We start from the raw sequence: 26,509 nt of genomic DNA, 5'->3' as shown, positions 1-26,509 counted from the left end.
TTATTGTTCAAAATGAGCAAAAGAAAGTCCAAAATGAGATAACACCTGCATTTATAAAACCCTCAATTTTGGGCTTCACAAAACCACACTCAATCACACACAAAAAACTACATTTCCTTTTTAATTACCCTACTTAATTAATCTTTCATGGTAGAAAGGGAAGGAGGCTTCTGGGAGCATTTGACGAAATGTTCCTGCCTCCTTTTTCTACTGCCGATTCACTTTGAACACACTTTAACGTTTCTACTAATGCAAAAGCTATTTATTCACTTGGCATCCTTTTTATTTAAGGACTTTTGTGTTCCGACAACAGCCAGTAGGCAAACTTTTATTTTCGGTTCGCTTATTAATGGTCAATTGCGCCTGGAATCCATTTGGCGACAAATCTTATTAGTACTTCTTTTTTGCGGAGGGGTTATCTCTTCATTTGCTGCTACCATTACCGTTACAAATGGGAATGACAGCGGTAGTGGGTCATTCCGTAACGCAGTGGCTAGTGCAATCAGCGGCGATATCATTGTTTTTAATTCTAGTGTCACCACGGTAAACTTATTTAGCGGTGAAATTGCTTTCGGTAAAAACCTTACCATTGATGGAGGAACTTCGGGCGTAACGATTAACCGCTCCGTAGGTTACTTTCGTCTATTTAAAATTACAACAGGAACAGTAACATTTAATCGAATCAACCTCACCAATGGTAACTCTACAGATGAAAACGGTGGCGGTGCTATTGAGGCTACTGGAGCTGTGACCTTGAACATGACCAACTGCAATATTACTGGCAATAATTCTTCTGGTGGTGGTGCTGCGATGGTACTAAGTGGGCCAACTACGCTAACCAACTGTAACATCAGCGACAACACAACTACAAACACAGTTGGCCATGCTATATTGTTTTATCCACCTGGTAATTTGACCATGACTGGATGTACTGTATCAAACAATACAGGTAATCAGGGCGGAGCAGCGGTGGATTTGCGTGGTGGTGCTGGTGGGGCAATGACTGTTATCATTACTAACTGTACTATTAGCGGTAATAGTCGGGGTGGAATTATTACCCCTAGCAATGAATGTACCATCACGATTACTAATACAACGATTACCAACAATAGTAGTGGCTTTGAAAATTACACGAATAAGTGTACGATGAAAAATACGATTCTGGCAGATAATAACGCTGCGGATTTGTATTTTACAAATGCCGTTTTTCTGTCTGGTAGTACGAATAATATTCTAGGAAACGCGGGTGCTAGTGGCCTAGTCAACGGTGTTAACGGCAACCAAATTGGTGTTGACCCCAAATTATTGCCATTAGCGAGCAACGGAGGCTTTACTCAAACCCATGCACTAAGCGGCTGTAGTCCAGCCATCAATGCTGGTGCCAGTACGGGAGCTCCTTCTACAGATCAGAGAGGCAATAGCCGATTTGGTACAGTGGACATAGGTGCATTTGAATATCAATCCTCGCCTTCATCCATCAGTATTACCTCCTCAGTCACTAACGCGTGTAATGGCAACAATGGTAGTATTGATTTAACAGTAAGTAACGGAACAGCTCCTTATACCTATAGCTGGAGCGGTTCGGGCAGCGGTACTGATCCACGTACGAATCTAGCGGCTGGTACCTATAATGTTACCGTTACAGATAACGCAGGCTGCACGGGCACTCACAGCGCTACGGTGACTAATATAACACCGACAACCTCTAACGCTGGCCCCAACCAAACGGGAGCGACTACTTGCGGTGTGACGCAGGTGACTTTGTCGGGCAATACGCCGACGGTAGGTACGGGTTCATGGAGTGTGGTAAGCGGTACAGGCGGGACCTTTGGTAATGCGAATAGCCCGACATCAACGTTTAGTGGGACGGCAGGAAGTACTTACACATTGCGCTGGACGATTACGAATGGAAGTTGTACTTCTACTGATGATGTAACTATTACTTTCAACCAAAATCCAACAACCTCTAACGCTGGACCCAACCAAACGGGAGCGACTACTTGTGGTCTAACGCAGGTTACTTTGTCGGGCAATACGCCGACGGTAGGTACGGGTTCCTGGAGTGTGGTAAGTGGTACAGGCGGGACCTTTGGTAATGCGAATAGCCCGACATCAACGTTTAGTGGGACGGCAGGAAGCACTTACACATTGCGTTGGACGATTACGAATGGAAGTTGTACTTCTACCGATGATGTAACTATTACTTTCAACCAAAACCCGACAACCTCTAACGCTGGCCCCAACCAAACGGGAGCGACTACTTGTGGTCTAACGCAGGTTACTTTGTCGGGCAATTCACCGACAGTAGGTACGGGTTCCTGGAGTGTGGTAAGTGGTACAGGCGGGACCTTTGGTAATGCGAATAGCCCGACATCAACATTTAGCGGAACGGCAGGAAGTACTTACACATTGCGCTGGACGATTACGAATGGAAGTTGTACTTCTACCGATGATGTAACTATTACTTTCAACCAAAACCCGACAACCTCTAACGCTGGCCCCAACCAAACGGGAGCGACTACTTGTGGTCTAACGCAGGTTACTTTGTCGGGCAATACGCCGACGGTAGGTACGGGTTCCTGGAGTGTGGTAAGCGGTACAGGAGGAACATTTGGTACTGTTTCGAGCCCGACGTCAACGTTTAGCGGGACGGCAGGAGGCACTTACACATTGCGTTGGACGATTACGAATGGAAGTTGTACTTCTACTGATGATGTGATTATTACTTTCAACCAAAACCCGACAACCTCTAACGCTGGTCCCAACCAAACGGGAGCGACTACTTGTGGTGTGACGCAGGTTACTTTGTCGGGAAATACGCCGACGGTAGGTACGGGTTCTTGGAGTGTGGTAAGTGGTACAGGCGGGACATTTGGTAATGCGAATAGCCCGACGTCAACGTTTAGCGGGACTGCAGGAAGCACTTACACATTGCGTTGGACGATTACGAATGGAAGTTGTACTTCTACTGATGATGTGATTATTACTTTCAACCAAAACCCGACAACCTCTAACGCTGGCCCCGACCAAACGGGAGCGACTACTTGCGGTATAACGCAGGTTACTTTGTCGGGCAATACGCCGACAGTAGGTACGGGTTCATGGAGTGTGGTAAGTGGTACAGGCGGGACATTTGGTAATGCGAATAGCCCGACGTCAACGTTTAGTGGGACGGCAGGAAGCACTTACACATTGCGTTGGACGATTACGAATGGAAGTTGTACTTCTACCGATGATGTAACTATTACTTTCAACCAAAACCCGACAACCTCTAACGCTGGCCCCAACCAAACGGGAGCGACTACTTGCGGTGTGACGCAGGTTACTTTGTCGGGAAATACGCCGACGGTAGGTACGGGTTCTTGGAGTGTGGTAAGTGGTACAGGCGGGACATTTGGTAATGCGAATAGCCCGACGTCAACGTTTAGCGGGACTGCAGGAAGCACTTACACATTGCGTTGGACGATTACGAATGGAAGTTGTACTTCTACTGATGATGTGATTATTACTTTCAACCAAAACCCGACAACCTCTAACGCTGGCCCCGACCAAACGGGAGCGACTACTTGCGGTATAACGCAGGTGACTTTGTCGGGCAATTCACCGACAGTAGGTACGGGTTCATGGAGTGTGGTAAGCGGTACAGGAGGAACCTTTGGTACTGTTTCGAGCCCGACATCAACGTTTAGCGGGACGGCAGGAAGCACTTACACATTGCGCTGGACGATTACGAATGGAAGTTGTACTTCTACTGATGATGTGATTATTACTTTCAATCAAAACCCGACAACCTCTAACGCTGGCCCCGACCAAACGGGAGCGACTACTTGCGGTGTGACGCAGGTTACTTTGTCGGGCAATACGCCGACAGTAGGTACGGGTTCATGGAGTGTGGTAAGCGGTACAGGAGGGACCTTTGGTACTGTTTCGAGCCCGACGTCAACGTTTAGCGGGACGGCAGGAAGCACTTACACATTGCGTTGGACGATTACGAATGGAAGTTGTACTTCTACTGATGATGTAACTATTACTTTCAATCAAAACCCGACAACGCCAACGGCTTCGGTGACGGTACAACCGACGTGTACTACGCCAAAAGGAACAATTGTGGTGACAGCCCCCGTGGGGACGGGCATCGAATACAGCCTTGGCGGTACGTACCAAGCTTCGGCGACGTTCAGTAATTTGGACGCGGGGAACTACAATGTGACAGCGAAGGACGTGGCCACGGGTTGTATATCGCCGAGTTTGGCTTTGACGGTGAATGCAGTGCCCTCTGCCCCTGCCCAACCAACGGCTTCGGTGACGGTACAACCGACGTGTACTACGCCAAAAGGAACGATTGTGGTGACGGCCCCTACAGGCACCGATATTCAATACAGTCTTGGCGGTACGTACCAAGCTTCGGCAACGTTCAGTAATTTGGATGCAGGGAATTACAACGTGACGGCGAAAGACGTGGCCACGGGTTGTATATCAACGAGTTTGGCTTTGACGGTGAATGCGGTGCCATCTGCCCCTGCGACGCCAACAGCTTCGGTGACTGTACAACCAACGTGTACCACGCCAAAAGGGACGATTGTGGTGACGGCCCCCGTTGGGACGGGCATCGAATACAGTCTTGGCGGTACGTACCAAACTTCGGCGACGTTTAGTAATTTGGACGCAGGGAATTATAATGTAACAGCGAAAGACGTAGCCACGGGTTGTATATCACCGAGTTTGGCTTTGACGGTAAATGCGGTTCCATCTGCCCCAGCTCAACCAACGGCTTCGGTGACGGTGCAACCGACGTGTACCACGCCAAAAGGGACAATTGTGGTGACGGCCCCCGTTGGAACGGGCATCGAATACAGTCTTGGCGGTACGTATCAAACTTCGGCGACGTTCAGTAATTTGGACGCAGGGAATTATAATGTGACAGCGAAAGACGTAGCCACTGGTTGTATTTCACCGAGTTTGGCTTTGACGGTGAATGCGGTGCCATCAGCTCCTGCTCAGCCAACAGCTTCGGTGACTATTCAACCGACGTGCACCACGCCAAAAGGAACAATTGTGGTGGCAGCCCCCGTTGGGACGGGTATCGAATACAGCCTTGGCGGTACGTACCAAACTTCGGCGACGTTCAGTAATTTGGATGCGGGGAATTACAATGTGACAGCGAAAGACGTAGCAACGGGTTGTATTTCAACGAGTTTAGCTTTGACGGTGAATGCAGTGCCATCAGCCCCTGCCCAACCAACGGCTTCGGTGACGGTACAACCGACGTGTACCACGCCAAAAGGGACAATTGTGGTGACGGCCCCCGTTGGGACGGGCATCGAATACAGTCTTGGCGGTACGTACCAAGCTTCGGCGACGTTCAGTAATTTGGATGCAGGGAATTACAACGTGACGGCGAAAGACGTAGCCACGGGTTGTATATCAACGAGTTTAGCGTTGACGGTGAATGCAGTGCCATCTGCTCCAGCCCAACCAACAGCTTCGGTGACGGTACAACCGACGTGTACTACGCCAAAAGGGACAATTGTGGTGACAGCCCCCGTTGGGACGGGTATCGAATATAGTCTTGGCAGTACGTACCAAGCTTCGGCGACGTTTAGTAATTTGGACGCGGGGAATTATAATGTAACAGCGAAGAACACGACCACTGGTTGTATATCACCGAGTTTGGCTTTGACGGTGAATGCAGTGCCATCAGCACCTGCCCAACCAACGGCTTCGGTGACGGTACAACCGACGTGTACCACGCCAAAAGGAACAATTGTGGTGACAGCCCCCGTTGGGACGGGTATCGAATACAGTCTTGGCGGTACGTACCAAGCTTCGGCAACGTTCAGTAATTTGGACGCAGGGAATTATAATGTAACAGCGAAAGACGTAGCAACGGGTTGTATTTCAACGAGTTTAGCTTTGACGGTGAATGCAGTTCCATCAGCCCCTGCCCAACCAACGGCTTCGGTGACGGTACAACCGACGTGTACTACGCCAAAAGGAACAATTGTGGTGACAGCCCCCGTTGGGACGGGTATCGAATATAGTCTTGGCAGTACGTACCAAGCTTCGGCGACGTTTAGTAATTTGGATGCAGGGAACTACAATGTGACAGCGAAGAACACGACCACGGGTTGTATTTCACCGAGTTTAGCTTTGACGGTGAATGCGGTTCCCTCTGCTCCAGTTCAACCAACGGCTTCGGTGACGGTACAACCGACGTGTACCACGCCAAAAGGAACAATTGTGGTGACGGCCCCCGTTGGAACGGGCATCGAATACAGCCTTGGTGGGGCGTATCAAACTTCGGCAACGTTCAGTAATTTGGATGCGGGGAATTATAATGTAACAGCGAAGAACACGACCACGGGTTGTATATCACCGAGTTTGGCTTTGACGGTAAATGCGGTTCCATCGGCCCCAGCTCAACCAACGGCTTCGGTGACGGTGCAACCGACGTGTACCACGCCAAAAGGGACGATTGTGGTGACGGCCCCCGTTGGGACGGGCATCGAATACAGCCTTGGCGGTACGTATCAAACTTCGGCGACGTTCAGTAATTTGGATGCAGGGAATTACAACGTGACGGCGAAAGACGTGGCAACGGGTTGTATTTCACCGAGTTTGGCTTTGACGGTGAATGTGGTTCCATCTGCTCCAGCTCAACCAACGGCTTCGGTGACGGTACAACCGACATGTACCACGCCAAAAGGGACAATTGTAGTGACGGCCCCCGTTGGAACGGGGATCGAATACAGTCTTGGCGGTACGTACCAAGCTTCGGCGACGTTCAGTAATTTGGATGCAGGGAATTATAATGTGACAGCGAAGAACACGACCACGGGTTGTATATCAACGAGTTTGGCTTTGACGGTGAATGCGGTGCCATCAGCCCCTGCCCAACCAACAGCTTCGGTGACGGTACAACCGACGTGTACTACGCCAAAAGGGACAATTGTGGTGACGGCCCCCGTTGGGACGGGCATCGAATACAGTCTTGGCGGTACGTACCAAGCTTCGGCGACGTTCAGTAATTTGGACGCGGGGAATTACAATGTAACTGCGAAAGACGTAGCTACGGGTTGTATATCAACGAGTTTGGCGTTGACGGTGAATGCGGTGCCATCAGCCCCAGCCCAACCAACAGCTTCGGTGACGGTACAACCGACGTGCACCACGCCAAAAGGGACAATTGTGGTGACGGCCCCCGTTGGGACGGGCATCGAATACAGTCTTGGCGGTACGTACCAAGCTTCGGCGACGTTCAGTAATTTGGACGCGGGGAATTACAATGTAACTGCGAAAGACGTAGCTACGGGTTGTATATCAACGAGTTTGGCTTTGACGGTGAATGCAGTGCCATCTGCCCCTGCGACGCCAACAGCTTCGGTGACTGTACAACCAACGTGTACCACGCCAAAAGGGACGATTGTGGTGACGGCCCCCGTTGGGACGGGCATCGAATACAGCCTTGGCGGTACGTACCAAGCCTCGGCGACGTTCAGTAATTTGGATGCGGGGAACTACAATGTGACAGCGAAGAACACGACCACGGGTTGTATTTCACCGAGTTTAGCGTTGACGGTAAATGCAGTACCATCAGCTCCTGCCCAACCAACGGCTTCGGTGACTGTACAACCGACGTGTACCACGCCGAAAGGGACGATTGTGGTGACAGCTCCCATTGGAACGGGCATCGAATACAGCCTTGGCGGTACGTATCAAACTTCGGCGACGTTCAGTAATTTGGATGCAGGGAACTACAATGTGACAGCGAAGAACACGACCACGGGTTGTATATCAACGAGTTTAGCGTTGACGGTAAATGCAGTACCATCAGCTCCTGCCCAACCAACGGCTTCGGTGACGGTACAACCGACGTGCACCACGCCACAAGGGACGATTGTGGTGACGGCCCCCGTTGGGACGGGCATCGAATACAGCCTTGGCGGTACGTATCAAACTTCGGCGACGTTTAGTAATTTGGACGCGGGGAATTACAATGTGACAGCGAAGAACACGACCACAGGCTGTATATCACCGAGTTTGGCTTTGACGGTGAATGCAGTGCCATCGGCCCCTGCGACGCCAACAGCTTCGGTGACTGTACAACCGACGTGCACCACGCCAAAAGGGACGATTGTGGTGACAGCCCCCGTTGGGACGGGCATCGAATACAGTCTTGGCGGTACGTATCAAACCTCACCGACGTTCAGTAATTTGGATGCAGGGAATTATAATGTGACGGCGAAGAACACGACCACGGGTTGTATATCACCGAGTTTGGCTTTGACGGTGAATGCAGTGCCCTCTGTCCCTGCCCAACCAACAGTAGGCACGCTAACGCAACCGACCTGTGCATTGGCTACGGGAAGCGTCGAATTGAGCGGTTTACCATCGAGTGGTACATGGACATTGACGCGCAACCCTGGTTCGGTAACTAGCACGGGCACGGGCGGGACGACGACGGTTTCAGGGTTGGTGTCAGGCATATACACGTTTACCGTGACCAATGATGTAGGCTGTACTTCTGGGGTAAGTGGGGATGTGGAGATTACTGTGCCACCTAGCAATGTAAGCATTACAACGGCAGCAAGCGCGCCTATTTGTGCAGGAGCGACTTCCTTCACAATACCTTACACGGCCACGACGGGTAGCCCAATAACTTATTCGATTACGGGAGTAGGAATTACATCGGTTAGCAACGGAACACTACCTTCAACGCCGATTGTGGTGAATTTGAGTGTGCCAGCGGCGGGTAATTCAATTTCGTATAGCCTTGTTGTGAGCAACGCTGGCGGCTGTGTTTCGCCAAATGTTACAGGTAGTGTAGCCGTCCAAAACAAACCAACGATCACGCTAACGACGCTTCAACAAACCCTAAACGAAGGCAATAACCCAGTTTTGTGCGATACGGATGCGAATCCAGTTAACGGTTTACAGTTTGGGGTTTCGAGTTCGTGTGTTTCGGGGTCACCCATTTGGCGAGTTCAAGTAGGCAGTAGTGCATGGAGTGACTGGTCAACCAATCCACCCGTTTCCCAATTATCCAATAACCAACTCCACCGCTACCAAGCGGCTTGCGACGCCAATTGCGCTTCGACCTATTCGGGCGTGATAGAATTGACGATCAATAACCGCGCTTCCGTTCCGCAAAACGTGTCGTTGTTGGTGGACGGGGTGACGGTAGCCGTGGGTGAGACAAAGGAAGTGTGTAGTTTGGTGAATATGCCTCTTACATTTAATGCGAATTGCGCCACGGGTGAAGTGATTCTTTACTCAATTGATGGTGGAGAATATAGTTCAGGAGTACCCGTTGGCTTGGTGGATAATCAGTATCACAATTACCGCGTACGTTGCCGTAAATCGGACGGAACGCCTTCATGTGTGGAGTCAGAGTCGGGGGTAATGCGGTTAAAATTGGTAGTCATTCCATCGGCACCGACGGTATCATTGTCACCGACGAGCAGTTGTAACCCATCGGCGAGTTTCAGTGGTCAATCAACTTGCGGAAGTTTGCGCACAGTTTGGTACAATGCGACGACAAACGTGGCTTTGCCAAGCTTACCCGCCACTGTTCCTACAGAAACGACCTCGTACTATGCGCGTTGTCAGACGGAAAATGGGTGTGTAAGTGAAAAGAGTAACGTAGTGACGTTTACTTTAACGCCAACCCAAGTAGCTCCCGTGATTACGGCAAGCCAAGAGATAGTTTGTACAGGTACAACGGTCACTATTTCAGCCAACTGTCCCGCAGGTAGCCAAACGTTTTGGAACACGGGTGTTACTGCGCCAAGTTTTGAGGTCGCTTTCAACAACGTGACGAAGCAAACATACTGGGCGAAATGCCTCTTTGAAGGCGGTTGCCAAAGTGCTGAAAGTATTCGCAAGGATATTTATTGGAATGCGTTTGTGGTGACGTTGATAAACATCGGTCAAAGCAAGTCGGCGGTGAAGCCAACGAACGATAAGTCGTTGTGGAGTAGCCAATTCATCACCCGCGACGGTGGCCCCGAATTAGAACAAAGTACGCAAGTGAACCCGACGTTATTTTACGTGGAAAACGCTAACAAAATGGCTCCACGCTACTGGACTATCAACGTAGAAGCCTGCGGATTAAGCACTGACGGTTCATTGACATTCGACATGTTAGCAACACCCGAAATGGGGATAATTCGTTCGTTCAACACGCACGAGAACAACGCACCGTATTTCATGTACGCCAACCGCGAGGGCTGGACGGAGTTGTACGCTCAAAACCACCCTGCCTACGGTTTTTACCAAGACAATGGTGCTGGCGGTAACGTATATGATTCGGGGTTACCCAAAGGCTTGTACAAGTTAGGCATTCGTTACTGGGATCAAAAGGGCTGGGGCAGCATCTATCCTTCAACGCGTCAACCGCAAGGCAACGTGCTGGCGTACCAAGAATACTGGTTCCGTATCCAGTCGAAAGATGGGGTAGGGGTAGGAGCAGCAAGGACAGCGGATAGTGAAGATGCAAAAAGCAAAGGGCAAGGAGCAAGGGGCGAAGGGCAAGGTTCGGATAACGGAAAACAGCTAACCGATAACGGCGCCTTCGCGACTGTTCTCCCCAACCCCGTCACCAGCATTCTGCGTCTGAAGGTGCAAGAGAGCAAAGGGCAAACAGTGCAAGCTGCGTTGACGGATGCAACAGGTCGGGAAGTTTTGCGTCGCCAATTTGTGCCCGAAACCAATACCCACCAAGAAGAGTTTGGGGTGAGTGAACTGGCAAGCGGCGTGTATTTCCTACGGGTGCAAACCGAAAATAAACAAGAAGTACTCAAAGTGCTCAAGGTAAACTAAGTGCAAGGGGAGGGGTTTTGATACCCCTCCCAATAGTTGTTAGTAAAACATTATATATTTTTTTAGTACATCGGTATTTGGTGAGTTGTCTTAAGAAGTTAAATTTCTGATAATCAGAAAAATAGGCGCTATTTTTTTGCTATTCTAAAGAAGGTAAAGGGGAGCGTCAGCAGGAATTATGCTTAAATATATACCACAAAAAGTCATAAAAATATCCAAAAAATAAGGGTTAACCCTTATTTTTTCTCGGTTTTTTTTGCTATTTATTTGTGGCTTCAACTTTAACGTACTACGTGTATGAAGCTACATCTCCTTATTTCACTCGTAAAAGATTTTAAAATCTCCTTCTTTTCAGCCTTTTGTTGTTGCTGGGACTGGGTTAACCACTTTGGGAACAATCTAGCTCTTGAACTCCAACAATTAATTAGAAACTCAAAAACAAATAGGCTAAAAATTACGAAACAAATACCTGCAACTAACTGGCTACGGCTACTCCCCTTTCTTATAGCCTTATGGCACCTGCCCAATGCGCTAAGTGCCCAGTGTACCACAGGTTTAGGCAATGGCGACGACGCTTCTATTGGCTTATTTGGTCACCCTTGGATACAAAGTTTTCAAGTGAGTTGCACAGGTAAGCTAACAACTATTGTTTTAAAACCTACTAGCGCAGGTGGTTCAGCCATTGATGTTATAAATGCTGACTCAAAAATTAATACTAGTTTAAGACTATTAAATTCGAGCAACACAGTAATAGCTAACGCTACTATTGGTGGCTCACCACACACAGCTACATGGGGGCCTGGCAATACCTACACCTTCGATTTTTCGGCTGCCAACATTACTCTTAATGCTAATACTACTTACAAATGGGAGTTGTTTAATGTAAATTTGACTAATAATCAGCCAATTGACATAGCTTATCTGGCCTTTACTAATACGAGCACATACGCACTTGGCAACGCAACAATTGATGGTGCAAACTATCCCAATGGTAATATACACAATTGGGATGTAAATGTAGTGGCTGCGTGTACAAACCCCACCATCATCACTCATCCAGCCAATGCCACTGCCACAGTAGGCGGCACCGCCAATTTTAGCGTAGCCGCCACAGGTGCCAACCTAAGTTACCAATGGCAATATGCACCGATTGGCAGCGGCACGTTTACCGATATTGCTACCGCTACCAATGCTACTTATACCGCTCCAGCAGCCAAGGTGGGCCAGCACCGCGCAAAAGTATTGAGCGACGGCGGGTGCGAAGTATTCAGCAATGCCGCTACCCTTAGCAGCCCAGGGCATTTTGTAGTTCAATACACCTTACCCGCAGGCCAAAATTCGCTTTTCTTCAAAGCGCTAACCAATGGAGTAGTCAACTACACCTACACCACCTCAGCTGGCAACAGCGGTTCGGGTAGTTTTTCACAGGCAACGCCACTTGGTTTACCTGCTTTCGCTAACGGAGCTTTAACATTGCCTTTAAACAATACGTCTGTACTAAACGAGGTAGTTACCTTAGCGATAGAAGGTACTAACTTGAAACAATTTCAAACCGTTGGGGCATCATCTATCTACTTTACCGATGTTCTCCAATGGAGCACCACTGCTTGGACAAGTGTTGATAATATGTTCTACAATAGTTCTAAGCTTACTACCATTTCAGCCACTGACAAGCCCGACTTAAGCATCGCTAGCAGTATGAGAAGCATGTTTAGGAACTGCAGTACCTTGGTAAGTGTACCGAATATGAACAGTTGGAACACCAGCAATATTCAAATTATGGACTCTGTTTTTGTGGGCTGTAAATTTTTTAACCAAAGTCTAAGTGCTTGGAATTTAAGTAATGTTACGTCAACGATTGGCATGTTTGCCCAAGCTGCTAAGTTTAATAACGGAGGCGATCCAGGTATCAACGACTGGGATGTGAGCAAGCTGACTAATGCCAGTTTTATGTTTGCACAAGACAGCACTTTCAACCAGCCTGTTGGCAAATGGAATATGGGTAATGTGACTGGTTTAAGAGCTATGTTCTTTGCTGCTACCAACTTTAACCAAGATATCAGTAATTGGGATGTAAGAAAAGGCATTAACTTTCAGCAGATAGTGGGTAATACCAGTAGCTTTAACCAAAATTTGGGCAAATGGAACTTAAAATCAGCTACCAATCTGAGTAGTATGCTAAGTGGCTCTGGTATGGACTGTAAAAACTACAGTGCCACCCTCGTGGGTTGGGCCAACAACCCCGAATTAGCAACAGGCAGGACTTTTCAGGCGGCAGGCAAACAATATGGAACAGATGCAGTGGCGGCCCGTACTTTATTAACCACGCCAACAAACAGTGGTGGTAAAGGCTGGAGTATAACTGATGGTGGTATAAGCAACACGGCTTGCATACCTAAACCAGTATTTTCAGCTATCCCCAACCAAGCTACTTGCGATGGGCAAAACATTAGCAACATAGCCATAGAACTTAGTGGCGAGATAGATGGCCTTACCCTTGCGGCGACCAGTAGCAACGCAGGTATTACCCCTATGTTTACCTTTGGTGGCAGCGGAGCCAGCAGAACATTAACCATCGCCACCGCCGCTGGCCAAATAGGCGCTAGCACCATTACCGTTAAAGCCACCAATAGCTTGGGCGGTAGTTCGGAACAAACGTTCTTGCTGGAACTGGGGAATAAAGTAGTACAAGAGGGAACATCGACTACGTTTGCGACTGGATTAAACAATCCTGTAGATATTGACTACAACGCAAATGCCAATGTACTATTTGTTTCAGAGCGGACACAAGGAAAAATCATTAAGATCGATGCTCAAGGGAATAAATCTGATTTTGCCACGGGTTTGAACACTCCGGAAGGGATATCATATAATGGAGGTTCGAATATCTTATATGTGGCCGAAAATCAAGCATTGCGAGTAAGTGCGATAAACTCTATTGGTGAAAGAGTGGATTTTCGTACCAATTTGGAGGCAACTCCGACTCGCTTGGGAGGAGCTTTTCCTTTATATCTATCTTTAAGTACTGGATCATTCTTTAGGATACTCCCAACGCCGAACTTACAAATCTCAAGCAGTATTTTTGTGGTAGATGATATGGTGATTACGGGAAACGGGGATGCGTTGGTCACCCGGGGTGGCTCAGGGATAACCAATCGGATTACTTCCAGTGGAAGCATATCTGTTTTTAATAACACCATCAGTTATCCCACGGGCATCGCAACATCACCAATCAATGGAAAGATTTACATAACCAGTGATTATGAGGGGCAAATCAAACAGATAGACCCAGATGGTTCAAATATGGTTACCTACAAATCTGGAATCGCACCAATAGCATTGACATTTGATTCAGAAGGAAATCTCTACGGCATCATTAGGCTTTTCTCTCCAAATGGAAGTTATATCGTAAAAATTGCACCTCCGACAATAAGCTACGAGTCCTGCAACGCTAAGCCTGTGTTTAACCCAACTACGGTGGGAGCAGTCACCGCTTGCCAGCGCAGTACAGATGGAAGCTTGACACCGATTAGCCTCAGCGTTAGTGATCCCGATGGAACCATACAAACAACCACCGTCACCAGTAGTAATCCTAGCTTAGTTGCTGCTACTAATACTGGCAGTGCTACGGCCGTACAAATAGCCCTTACCCAAAAGGCCAATCAGAGTGGTTCGGCTACGATTACCGTCGAAAGTACGGACAATAAGAACGGAAAATCGACCCTTAGCTTTACGGTGACGGTTAAACCTAACCCCGTAGCTACCGCAACGCCTTCTACGCAAAATGTTTGTTCGGGGGGAGCCATCACGGCCATTAACTTAACAAGCTCATTAACGGGGACTTCGTACAGCTGGACCCGCGACAACACCATGAGTGTTACGGGTATTGCAGCCAATGGCAGCGGTAACATTAGCGGTTCACTCACCAACACGACCACCGCCCCAGTGACGGTAACGTTTACAATTACCCCCACGGCGGACGGTTGCCAAGGAGCCCCTACGACGGCCACGGTGGTTGTTAACCCCACTCCTAACGTCGTAGCAACCCCTTCGAGCCAAACGAGTTGTCAAGGTGCAGCCATTACGGCCATTACATTCTCTAGCAATGTGTCGGGAGCCACTTATAGCTGGATTCGCGACAACACCGCGAATGCCACGGGCATCGCAGCCAGTGGAACGGGCTCTATTAGCGGTTCGCTGACCAACACGACCAATTCACCCCTAACAGTGACGTTTACGATTACTCCCACGGCCAATAATTGCCAAGGGACATCTACCACGGCAACTGTGACAATTGGCGATGCCGAACCACCTACAATTACGTGTCCTGCGAATATTTCGGTCAATAGTACTTCTGGTCTTTGTGGAGCGGTAGTAACTTATACGGCACCTGTTGGATTAGACAATTGTTCAGGAGCGACAACGACGCAAACGGCGGGCTTGGCATCGGGTGCGACTTTCCCCGTGGGTGTTACCACCAATACGTTCAAAGTAATGGCCGCCAATGGTCAAACAGCGACTTGCTCGTTTACGGTGACAGTGGTGGATGCCGAACCACCTACAATTACGTGCCCTGCGAATATTTCGGTCAATAGTACCCAAGGCTTGTGTGGAGCGGTAGTAACTTATACAGCACCTGTTGGTTTAGACAACTGCTCGGGAGTGACAACGACGCAAACGGCAGGCTTGGCATCTGGGGCGACTTTCCCCGTGGGTGTTACCACCAATACGTTTCAAGTAATGGCCGCCAATGGTCAAACGGCAACTTGCTCGTTTACGGTGACGGTGGTGGATGCCGAACCACCTACAATTACGTGTCCTGCGAATATTTCGGTCAATAGTACTTCGGGGCTTTGTGGAGCGGTAGTAACTTATACAACACCTGTTGGTTTAGACAACTGCTCGGGAGTGACAACGACGCAAACGGCAGGCTTGGCATCGGGGGCGACTTTCCCCGTGGGTGTGACCACCAATACGTTTCAAGTAATGGCCGCCAATGGTCAAACAGCAACTTGCTCGTTTACGGTGACGGTGGTGGATGTAGAACCACCTACAATTACGTGTCCTGCGAATATTTCGGTCAATAACACCCAAGGCTTGTGCGGAGCGGTAGTAACTTATACAGCACCTGTTGGTTTAGACAATTGTTCAGGAGTGACAACGACGCAAACGACAGGCTTGGCATCGGGGGCGACTTTTCCCGTGGGTGTTACCACCAATACGTTCAAAGTAATGGCCGCCAATGGTCAAACAGCGACTTGCTCGTTTACTGTGACAGTGGTAGATGCCGAACCACCTACAATTACGTGTCCTGCGAATGTGGTAGTTTGTGAAGGGGCAACGGTGACGTTTGTACCACCCGTTGGTACGGATAACTGTTCGGGTGCGGTAACGACACAGACGGCAGGCTTTCCTTCGGGGACGGTGTTTCCCGTAGGTATTACAACGAATACGTTCAAAGTAACGGCGGCCAATGGTCAAACGACGACCTGTTCATTTACGGTGACGGTTCAAAGTAAACCTACCATTACCCTCAGTACGCTGCAACAAACGTTAAACGAAGGTAATTCCCAAACTTTCTGCGATACGGATGCCAATCCTGTTAACGGTTTGCAGTTTAATGGTACGGGTTCTTGTGTGGTGGGAAATCCCGTTTGGCGAGTACAAGTGGGCAGTGGCGCATGGAGCAACTGGTCGGCGACAGCCCCCGTTTCCCAATCGTCCAATAACCAACTCCACCGCTACCAAGCGGCTTGTGATGCGACTTGCCCCGTGACATACACGTCACCGATTGAGTTGACGATTAATTACCGCGCTTCAATGCCACAGAACGTGTCGTTGTTGGCCGACGGAGTTTCGGTGAATGCAGGTGAAAGCAAAGAAGTGTGTAATATCGAAGGTAACTCCATTACGTTTAACGCGACGTGTAGTGCTGGAGAAATGCTACTTTATTCGGTGGACGGCGGGGAGTACAGTAGTATTGTACCAACGCAATTGGTGGACAACCAATACCATAACTACCGCGTACGCTGCCGCAAGTCAGATGGAACGCTTTCATGCGTGGAGACAGAGTCGGGGGTGATGAGGTTGCGAATTACGAGTTCGTTGGCGGCTCCCGTGGTGAGTTTGAACGTGACGAGTGGTTGTGGTAGCCCCGTGGCGTTTAGTGGCACAACCAACTGTGGAACGATGACGACGATATGGTACAATGCCTTGACCAATACGGCTTTGCCTACGTTGTCCAATCAAACGCCAACGGAAACGACGTCCTATTATGCACGTTGTCAGGCGAGTGGAGGTTGTATGAGTGAGAAGAGCAACGTAGTGACCTACACGGTTGTTCCCGTTAATACGGCTCCTATAATCACAGCTTCACAAGAGATTGTGTGTACAGGTACAACGGTGACGATTACGGCCAATTGCCCCGCAGGAAGCACCACAAGCTGGAACACAGGCATCACTACCCCAAGTTTTGAAGTGGCTTTCAGCAACGTAATAAAGCAAACGTACTGGGCAAAATGTATTTTTGCAGGCGGCTGTCAGAGTTCTGAAAGTGTTCGTAAAGACATTTATTGGAATGCGTTTGTGGTGATGTTGATCAACATTGGCGAAAGCAAATCCGCCATCAAAACCAACGACCGTTCGGCTTGGACGAGCCAGTTCATCACCCGCGACGGTGGCCCCGAATTGGATCAAAGTACGCAAGTGAATCCGACGTTATTTTACGTAGAAAATGCCAACAAAATGGCACCTCGCTACTGGACGATACATGCGGATGCGTGCGGCTTGGGGACAAACGGTTCATTGACGTTTGACATGCAGGCGGTCCCCGAAATGGGTGTGATTCGTTCGTTCAATACGCACGAAAACAACGCGCCGTATTTCATGTACGCCAACCGCGAAGGCTGGACGGAGCTATACGCTCAAAATCACCCTGCTTACGGCTTTTACCAAGACAATGGTGCAGGTGGTAACGTATATGATTCAGGGTTACCCAAAGGCTTGTACAAATTGAGTATTCGTTACTGGGATCAAAAAGGCTGGGGCAGCATCTATCCTTCAACGCGCAAGCCGCAAGGAAACGTGCTAGCGTATCAAGAATACTGGTTTAGAATCCAGTCGAAAGATGGAGTAGGCGTAGGAGCAGCGAGGACAGCGGAGAGCGAAGAGGCAAAAAGCAAAGGGCAAGGGGCAAATGGCGAAGGTTCGGATAACGGAAAACAGCTAACGGATAACGGGCTTTTCGCGACCGTTCTCCCCAACCCCGTCACCAACATTCTGCGTCTGAAGGTGCAAGACAGCAAAGGGCAAGTGGTGCAAGCTGCGTTGACGGATGCAACAGGTCGGGAAGTTTTGCAGCGTAAATTTGTACCCGAAACCAATACCCACCAAGAGGAATTTGGGGTCGCGGACTTACAAAACGGAGTATATTTCTTGAAGGTGAACAGTGGTAACCAGCAAGTTACCTTGAAAGTGGTGAAGCTCAATTAGAATTTTCTTTGTTTTTAGGGCAAAAGGCCTTGCTTATCGTTTTGATGAGCAGGGCCTTCTTGTTTTTGGAGTACGTGTACAGTTACTATTTTTGGGGAAGTAAATACCCAACAAAATTTTCTTAACTAGGTATCTATCGCGTTATTTTTTGAAGTTGTACAAGTTGACAAGGTATGATAAAGTGTAAATTCGTACGTTATTGTTATTTTATTGTTCTTTGTGGGATACATTTGTTGGAAAGCCGCGCACAAGATTTGAGGCATCCCGAAGCTTACATTCAGGCGTATGATTCTGCGTACCGTTATCCTTACCCAAAGCGGTGGGATATGATAGAGTTAATCCATCCAGTATTATTTAGACACCTGGGAACGAAAGAGGGGCTGCTATTTAGAAACAGAATAGAAGAACTCGCGGCGCGCCAGCACAAGGATGAAAAAGGAGTATTGATTGCGCAAATTTCAAAAATGGATTACTTACAGCAAACTTCTAAAGTGCCATTGAGTGAATTTGAAAATTGGTACAAAATGTGCATCAACGAAGCGGATCGTATCGGATTTGAGGAGATTAAGGCGAGTTTTGCATTCTTATATGCTGCCAACCTAACCTTCAACTATCAAAAAGATGTGTTGGCGTTGTATTATTTACATAAATCAGTAGAGTACAGTGAGGCCACAAAACACGTCATTAGCCCTATTCGTCGAGAGATGCTCTTTGTGGGACTGTCGAGAATTTTTTACCAATTTGATGATTTCGCAAGTGCCATCAATTACGGAAAAGAAGTAGAAAAATACAATATAGGGGTTTCGTACAAATTCCTGACATTGGATGTGATAGGTACGTCTTACCTTAAAACCAAAAACTATCAAAATGCGCTGCTTTATTTCAACAAAGGGCTTCAAATGTACCAGAAGTTCTTTACCAAAGACCCGTCTAAGCTAGGGTGGAAAGGGATTTTGTTGGGGAAAAAAGCCCATGTTTATAAGGCCATTGGACAATTGGATTCTGCCATCTATTATTACAGAATTGGGATAGAAGATACCCGTAAGTATCAATTGCTCGATAATACGTGCGGCTTTGCCATCAACTTGGCCGATATTTACCTCATACAGAAAAAAATCAACGAGGTAGAGCCATTGATTGACTTGGCTCAGGAATCCACTCGAAAACAAGGGAATGAATTTGATAAATTTCAGCTCCATCAACTACTGAGTAGGTATTACACGACTGTGGGTAATTTCCCTCTGGCGATTCAACACAAAGATTCCACGCGTTTCTGGGATGATGTACTCGAAAAAAGAAGGGGGAAAAATGTTCAGATTCAGGCTGATTTACAGCTTGAAACCGAACGGCGGAGAAATACCGAACGGAGGTTGGTCGAAAATATTCGACAGCAACAAATCAGTAGAATTGTGGCCATCGTCATTGTACTTTTACTGAGTTTGGTGGTGTTTGTGCTCGTACTAAGGCAAAAGCTACTGGTGAAGGTCAAAGAAAAAGAGCTTGAAATTCGTCAGCAGGAGGCGGCAAGGCTCAACCTAATTGAGCAGGAAAAAGCCAAACGCGACTTGATTATCGCCCAAATGAAGCTAGAGGAGTTTACCAACATCATCATTGCCAAAAACAAGCAGATTGAACTTTTAGTGGTCGAAAATACTGAAATTGATAATTCATTTAGTATTCAACAACTGCGCAACAACACGCTCCTTACCGATGAGCAGTGGGATAATTTTAAAATTCTTTTTGATAAAGTTCATGTTGGTTTTTTACATCGATTGCGGGAAAAAATCCCAGGCATATCCCCTGCCGAAGTGCGATGTATGGCGTTGGCCAAATTACGATTAGACAATAAAGAAATGGCTTCCTCGCTGGGAATCTCCGTAAATGCGGTTCGAAATGTGTGGTATCGACTTAAAAAAAAGATTGACCTTCCCGAAGACGCTACGTGGGGGGATATTGTAGATACGATTTGATGGAGCTGTATTTGCCTGAAATACAGTTGGTTATATTTTGTGATGTTTTTGTGATGCTCCCAATTTGGGGAAAATTTGGTAGTACTCTAACCTTGTGGCACAAAATCACTCACTCACGAAAAAAAACTCTACCGTTTTTTGTAACCAACTTATTCGTATGAAAAAAACGCTATCATTTGTTTCTAGTATTGCCGTTTTACTACTATTGATTGGCAGTACCTACGCCCAAACAAAACGGTTTGTCAAACCAACGTCCTCGGGTACGGGCGACGGTTCTTCTTGGACCAATGCCAGTTCAGATTTACAAGCAATGATGAACGCCTCAGGTAACGGCGACCAAGTTTGGGTAGCCAAAGGTACCTACAAGCCTACGTCAGGTACTGACCGTACGGTGTCGTTTGTGATGAAGCCAGGGGTGAAAGTATATGGAAGTTTTGCTGGAAATGAAACCATACTGACCCAACGTACCACGGCAGTGATAGCCGCTAACCCCTCCGTTTTGAGTGGTGACTTAAAGGGAGATGATGTGGTGACTGGAAAGGGAGAAACGTTGGTGATTTCTAACAATGGCGAGAACTCGCAAAACGTTGTACTCAACTGGGACAATGGTTTGACAGCGGACAACTCATGCCTTGATGGGTTCGTAATCTCGGGAGGGAATGCCCTTCAAGGCAGAGGTGGGGGAATGCTTAATTTTAACTCGGCTCCAGTACTTCGGAATATTATCTTTAAGGGAAATGCTGCAAGTAATGCTGGAGGCGGTTTGTTTATCAACGCGTCGTCAGATGCAACCATCACAAATGTAGTGTTTGAACACAATATAGCCGCGCAAGGTGGAGGGATGATGGATATGGCATCTACTATGCGGATTCAAAATGCAATTTTTGTTGGGAACAAGGCGCGCGAGGGCGGAGGGCTTTATGTGTATGTTTCTAAATTGACGATGGTAGGGGTTGTTTTAGTAGAAAATGATGGGAGTGGAGTGTTCTTTGATGAAAGTACCAATTCTTCCAGAATTACAAATACTATCTTTTTTCGTAACAGTCTAAGAGGTAGCACTTTTGCGGAAGGAATAGATGTCAAAATAGTTCCGACAGGAGGAGTTGTGTATATCGAAAATTCACTTTTGCAATTAACCAGTGATTTTTATTCAGGCAAGCCAGTTGTTGTCCAAGATGCTAATAATCTATTTGCTATAGATCCCCTTCTCGCTAATAGTGAAGATTTCGACGGTGGGGATGATACCTACCGAACAGCTGATGATGGTTTACGGCTCTCCCTTTGTTCTCCGTTGATCAATGCTGGTATTGACGTAAGTAATCAAACGACTGATATTCTGGATAACCCCCGAAAAGTAGGTGGTTCAGTAGATATAGGCGCGTATGAAAGGCAAGAAAGTCGGGCACGAACACCGACTGTAAAGGTCATAGATCCAAGCAGCTGTTCTACTAATGATGGAAGTATAATATTGGGCGATTTAGTGCCTGGGGTTGACTATATGTTAAGTTATAAAAGGAATACTGTACACGCAGGCCTTTCCACTGTATATGCAGATGTAAATGGACAAGTGATTCTACCACAATTAAATTCAGGAATCTATACTGAGATTCAGCTAGATAACATGTATTGTTTATCAGATATTGTAAGCGTTACTCTAAAAGATTCACCTAGACCATCAATCACCCTAGGGACGATCCCCGCAGAGGTATGCTATAACGTCCCTTCGTTTGAAATACCATACACATCTACGACAGGATCGCCAGTTACGTATTCTATAACGGGAAAAAATATTGTCACTGTCACCGATGCTCCTCTTCCAGCGTCATCCATTACGGTAATATTCTCTAGGTTGTCGAGCTTACCACAACCACTTGATTTTGTTTTAACCGTTAAAAATGCGAATGGATGCACTTCGGAAGCCATCATCTATCAGGTACAAACCAAAGGATCGCCAGTAGGGACTGTGAATGTAGTTCCACCAGATTGCGTCAATGACGGGAAGATTCAAATAGCATTAAAGTATAATGGCTTAGGAAGAATTAGCTATTCAGTCGGAGGAACCGACTACGGCGTGGGCGGAACGGTGCCAGTACCTTTTTCAGAGAAGAGTGATACCTCGATCTTGGTTATACCTAAGGGAAATATGTTTTCTACAAAATATTATTTCAGGGTAGAATATGATTACTTAAATTGTAGTACATCAAGAACATTTTTAAGAGACTTCCCTACTCTTATCACCAATTGCTGTCCCATCTTACCAACGTTGGAATTACCGCAAACGCTAATATGCGCCAACAGTCCCTTTAGCATGAGTGCAAAAAATATGTCAAGCATGGAGTCATTTGACGTGGCAGGGGTGGATTATGGGGTCAAATTTGTCTATTTTTCTTCTCCGACCAACGATCCTTACACGGGCGGAACGAGCATAGGGAGCGTAGATTTTGCCAATTTGGTCGATGACAAACGAACGGCCACTTTATCCAATACTACCCTTCCTGCGGGCACTTATTACGTATATGCTATTTTATCGACGCTTCCAAGTGACAATACGTGCCGCCCTTATGCGCAAGGGGTTTTGGTCGTGCATCCTAAACCTTCCATTTCAACCGTGCCTGTCGCTGCCATTTGTGCCACAACTACAACGTTGGAGATTCCGTATAACGCTACTACTAATTCGCCTGTTACGTACTCGTTGGCGGGCGCGGGTATCAATGCGGTGAAAAACGCACCTTTACCTTCTTCGTTTTTGACAGCGGCGGTGAACTCAGGCGGCGGGAGTACGATAGCCTATAGTCTGACGGTCGCATCGGCCGTTGGTTGTACTTCCGACGTTGTAAGTGGTAATGTGTCCATTAATCAAACGACGGTGGGGGGCGTAGTAGAAGGTTCGACAGCTTTGTGCGTAGAAACAAAGACAACAAAGCTCAAATTGGTGGGGCAAACAGGTACGATTTTAAAGTGGCAATCGTCCGCTAATGCGTCGTTTAGCTCTCCCGTTGATATTGCGGTAACTACTGCTGAGTTTTCACCGAGCACCATCACCCAAACCACTTATTATAGGGCCATGGTACAAAACGGTGTGTGTGCTGCCCAAGCCTCCACAACGGGTGTGGTCACTCTACAGAGTAAACCCACAATTACGCTGTCAACACTTCAACAAACGCTCAACGAGGGTAACAGTCAGACATTCTGCGATATAGATACCAATCCAGTTAATGGTTTACAGTTTACGGTTTCTGGTTTGTGTGTGGTGGGAAATCCTGTTTGGCGAGTACAAGTGGGCAGTGGCGCATGGAGTAATTGGACAACCAGTCAACCAGTTACCCAGTCCTCCAATAACCAACTTCACCGCTACCAAGCGGCTTGTGATGCCAATTGCGCTTCGACTTATTCAGGCATGATAGAATTGACGATTAATAACCGCGCCTCAACGCCGCAAAACGTGTCACTGTTGGTGGACGGGGTGACGGTAGCCGTAGGCGAGACGAAGGAAGTGTGTAGTTTGGTGAATATGCCTCTTACATTTAACGCCAATTGCGCCACGGGTGAAGTGATTCTTTACTCAATTGATGGTGGAGAATATAGTTCAGGAGTACCCGTTGGCTTGGTGGATAATCAGTATCACAATTACCGTGTACGTTGCCGTAAATCAGACGGAGCGCCTTCGTGTGTGGAATCTGAGTCGGGGGTAATGCGGTTAAAATTAGTCACCATTCCTTCTGCACCGACGGTATCATTGTCATCAACAAGCAGTTGTAACCCATCGGCGAGTTTCAGCGGACAATCGTCTTGCGGCAGTTTACGCACGGTTTGGTACAATGCCACCACAAACGTGGCTTTGCCAAGTCTTCCCGCCACCGTACCAAGCCAAACGACGTCGTACTATGTGCGTTGTCAAACGGAAAATGGTTGCGTGAGTGAAAAGAGCAACGTGGTGACGTTCACTTTAACACCAACGCAAGTAGCGCCCGTGATTACGGCAAGTCAAGAGATTGTTTGCACAGGCACGACGGTGACGATTTCGGCCAATTGCCCCGCAGGAAGCACCACGAGCTGGAACACAGGCATCACTACCCCAAGTTTTGAGGTAGCCTTCAACAACGTGACGAAGCAAACGTATTGGGCGAAATGCCTCTTTGAAGGCGGTTGCCAAAGCGCAGAAAGTATTCGTAAAGATATTTATTGGAATGCGTTTGTGGTGACGTTGATCAACATTGGCGAAAGCAAATCCGCCATCAAAACCAACGACCGTTCGGCTTGGACGAGCCAGTTTATCACCCGCGACGGTGGCCCCGAATTGGATCAAAGTACGCAAGTGAATCCGACGTTATTTTACGTAGAGAATGCCAACAAAATGGCACCTCGCTACTGGACGATACATGCGGATGCGTGCGGCTTGGGCACAAACGGTTCATTGACGTTTGACATGCAAGCCGTACCCGAAATGGGGGTGATTCGTTCGTTCAACACGCACGAGAACAACGCGCCGTATTTTATGTACGCCAACCGCGAAGGCTGGACGGAGCTATACGCCCAAAACCACCCTGCGTACGGATTTTACCAAGACAATGGTGCGGGTGGTAACGTATATGATTCGGGGTTACCCAAAGGTTTATACAAATTAGGCATTCGTTATTGGGACCAAAAGGGCTGGGGCAGCATTTATCCCTCAACGCGCAAGCCGCAAGGCAACGTGTTGGCCTACCAAGAGTATTGGTTTAGAATCCAATCGAAAGATGGGGTAGGGGTAGGAGCAGCGAGGACAGCGGAGAGCGAAGAGGCAAAAAGCAAAGGGCAAGGAGCAAATGGAGAAGGGCAAGAGGCAAGGGGCAAATGGCAAGGGTCGGATAGCGGAAAACAGCTAACGGATAACGGGCTTTTCGCGACCGTTCTCCCCAACCCCGTCAGCAACATCCTGCGCTTGAAAGTGCAGGACAGCAAAGGGCAAGTGGTGCAAACGGCGTTGACGGATGCAACAGGTCGGGAAGTTTTGCAGCGCAAATTTGTACCCGAAACCAATACCCACCAAGAGGAATTTGGCGTGAGTGAATTGCCGACGGGAATGTATTTCTTGAAGGTGACGACCGCCGACCAGCAGGCGACGCTGAAGGTAGTGAAGGTGCAGCAGTAAGTCATATTTAACGGAGTAAAATAAGGGGTTGCTTGAATGGCTGTTACATTCAGGCAACCCTTTCTTGTGAAAACAAAAGCAAAAAATATACCTTTTTAGAAGAAAAAAACAAAAAGGCCAAAAAAACAATTTTAGGTTAAAAATAAATTTTGTCGTTATTTGTGTTTCTATTTTACCCGAATGCGCTATTTGCTCTATTTTGACTGTTATGAACTTTAAACTAATTGTTGTCTGCTTTATATGTATAGGTTATCAACAATTGTTTGCGCAAAAAGCAATTACAATTAACGACAGCGTGTCTTCACTTCCCCTGAGCCAATTTGCGGAAGTGTTCCGCGACCCTACCCAAAAAATGGGTTTTGCGGAAGTGCAAAAGCAGAAATTTATGCCTGTTAACGCACCAGCGTTTCAGTATGCTTTTTCTAAAGATGTGTTTTGGTTTAAGGTTCAAATAGATAATCAGAGCCGTTTAAACCAAAACAATTGGTACATGGTCTGGAGCGACGGGCTCAAAGACCACGTAGATTGGTACGCGCCACAACCCGACGGAAGTGTCCAAATCCAATACGGTGGAATGCTTACGCCGCACGCCCAGAAAAAATACCAAGGGCAATTGCCCGTTTTTAAACTTGGGCTACTGCCTAAAAATCAGAAGATTACGTATTATATTCGCTTGCAGGCGGACGAGAGTGTTGTGGGACAACTCACGTTGATGACCCACCAAGTGTATATCGATCAGGTGTCAACGAGTCTGGCTCCGATTTGGATGGAGATTGGGATTCAGTTGCTAAGGGTGCTTTACAACATCATTTTAGCGTTGTACATCCGCAACACTTCTTTTCGTTGGTATGCCTTTCATACGGTCATAGTTACGTTGTCGGTCTTGGGCTCAATAGGCTTGATTGGTGCCTATTTTAGCGATATTCCGTGGTTGGCCAAAGTCCTCAATTCGGGCTTTTACCAGCTTATGCCCGCCACTTATACGCTCTTTATGTACTCCCTGCTCCAAGTTCCGTTGCACTTTCCTAAGCTGAAGTGGGTGTTTCTGGGCGTGGTATTTCTGAGTGTGGGGCAGGTATTGGCTGTGTTGTGGTGG

General features: G+C 47.6%; 5 protein-coding genes. All 5 read left to right on the top strand.

What is annotated here, in order from left to right; translation table 11 throughout:
* The first annotated feature begins 249 nt into the window (after positions 1–249).
* Positions 250–10,821, top strand: a complete 10,572-nt coding sequence (locus FHS57_RS30255) for a choice-of-anchor Q domain-containing protein (protein WP_183980332.1) — start codon at positions 250–252, stop codon at positions 10,819–10,821.
* Positions 10,822–11,118: 297 nt separating this feature from the next.
* Positions 11,119–18,312 (top strand): HYR domain-containing protein, encoded by a 7,194-nt coding sequence (locus FHS57_RS30250; protein ID WP_183980331.1) that lies wholly within the window; start codon positions 11,119–11,121, stop codon positions 18,310–18,312.
* 173 nt (positions 18,313–18,485) lie between these two features.
* Positions 18,486–20,282, top strand: a complete 1,797-nt coding sequence (locus FHS57_RS30245) for a helix-turn-helix transcriptional regulator (protein WP_183980330.1) — start codon at positions 18,486–18,488, stop codon at positions 20,280–20,282.
* 157 nt (positions 20,283–20,439) lie between these two features.
* The gene (locus tag FHS57_RS30240; RefSeq protein WP_183980329.1) at positions 20,440–25,413 is read left to right on the top strand and encodes a DUF8696 domain-containing protein; all 4,974 of its coding nucleotides are present in this window, start codon (positions 20,440–20,442) and stop codon (positions 25,411–25,413) included.
* A 295-nt stretch (positions 25,414–25,708) separates the two neighbouring features.
* Positions 25,709–26,509, top strand: an 801-nt coding sequence (locus FHS57_RS30235; RefSeq protein WP_183980328.1) for a 7TM-DISM domain-containing protein, incomplete at its 3' end; no start/stop codon positions are given.

The sequence above is a fragment of the Runella defluvii genome, assembly GCF_014195535.1.
Taxonomy (GTDB): domain Bacteria; phylum Bacteroidota; class Bacteroidia; order Cytophagales; family Spirosomataceae; genus Runella; species Runella defluvii.
The sequence above is the reverse complement of the archived record's forward strand: the minus strand, read 5'-3'. Positions and strand labels throughout refer to the sequence as shown.

Bases quoted from the DNA above. Each gene is read 5' to 3' on its own strand.
- FHS57_RS30255 (WP_183980332.1), top strand. From the start codon at position 250: ATGCAAAAGCTATTTATTCACTTGGCATCCTTTTTATTTAAGGACTTT.
- FHS57_RS30250 (WP_183980331.1), top strand. From the start codon at position 11,119: ATGAAGCTACATCTCCTTATTTCACTCGTAAAAGATTTTAAAATCTCC.
- FHS57_RS30240 (WP_183980329.1), top strand. From the start codon at position 20,440: ATGAAAAAAACGCTATCATTTGTTTCTAGTATTGCCGTTTTACTACTA.
- FHS57_RS30245 (WP_183980330.1), top strand. From the start codon at position 18,486: ATGATAAAGTGTAAATTCGTACGTTATTGTTATTTTATTGTTCTTTGT.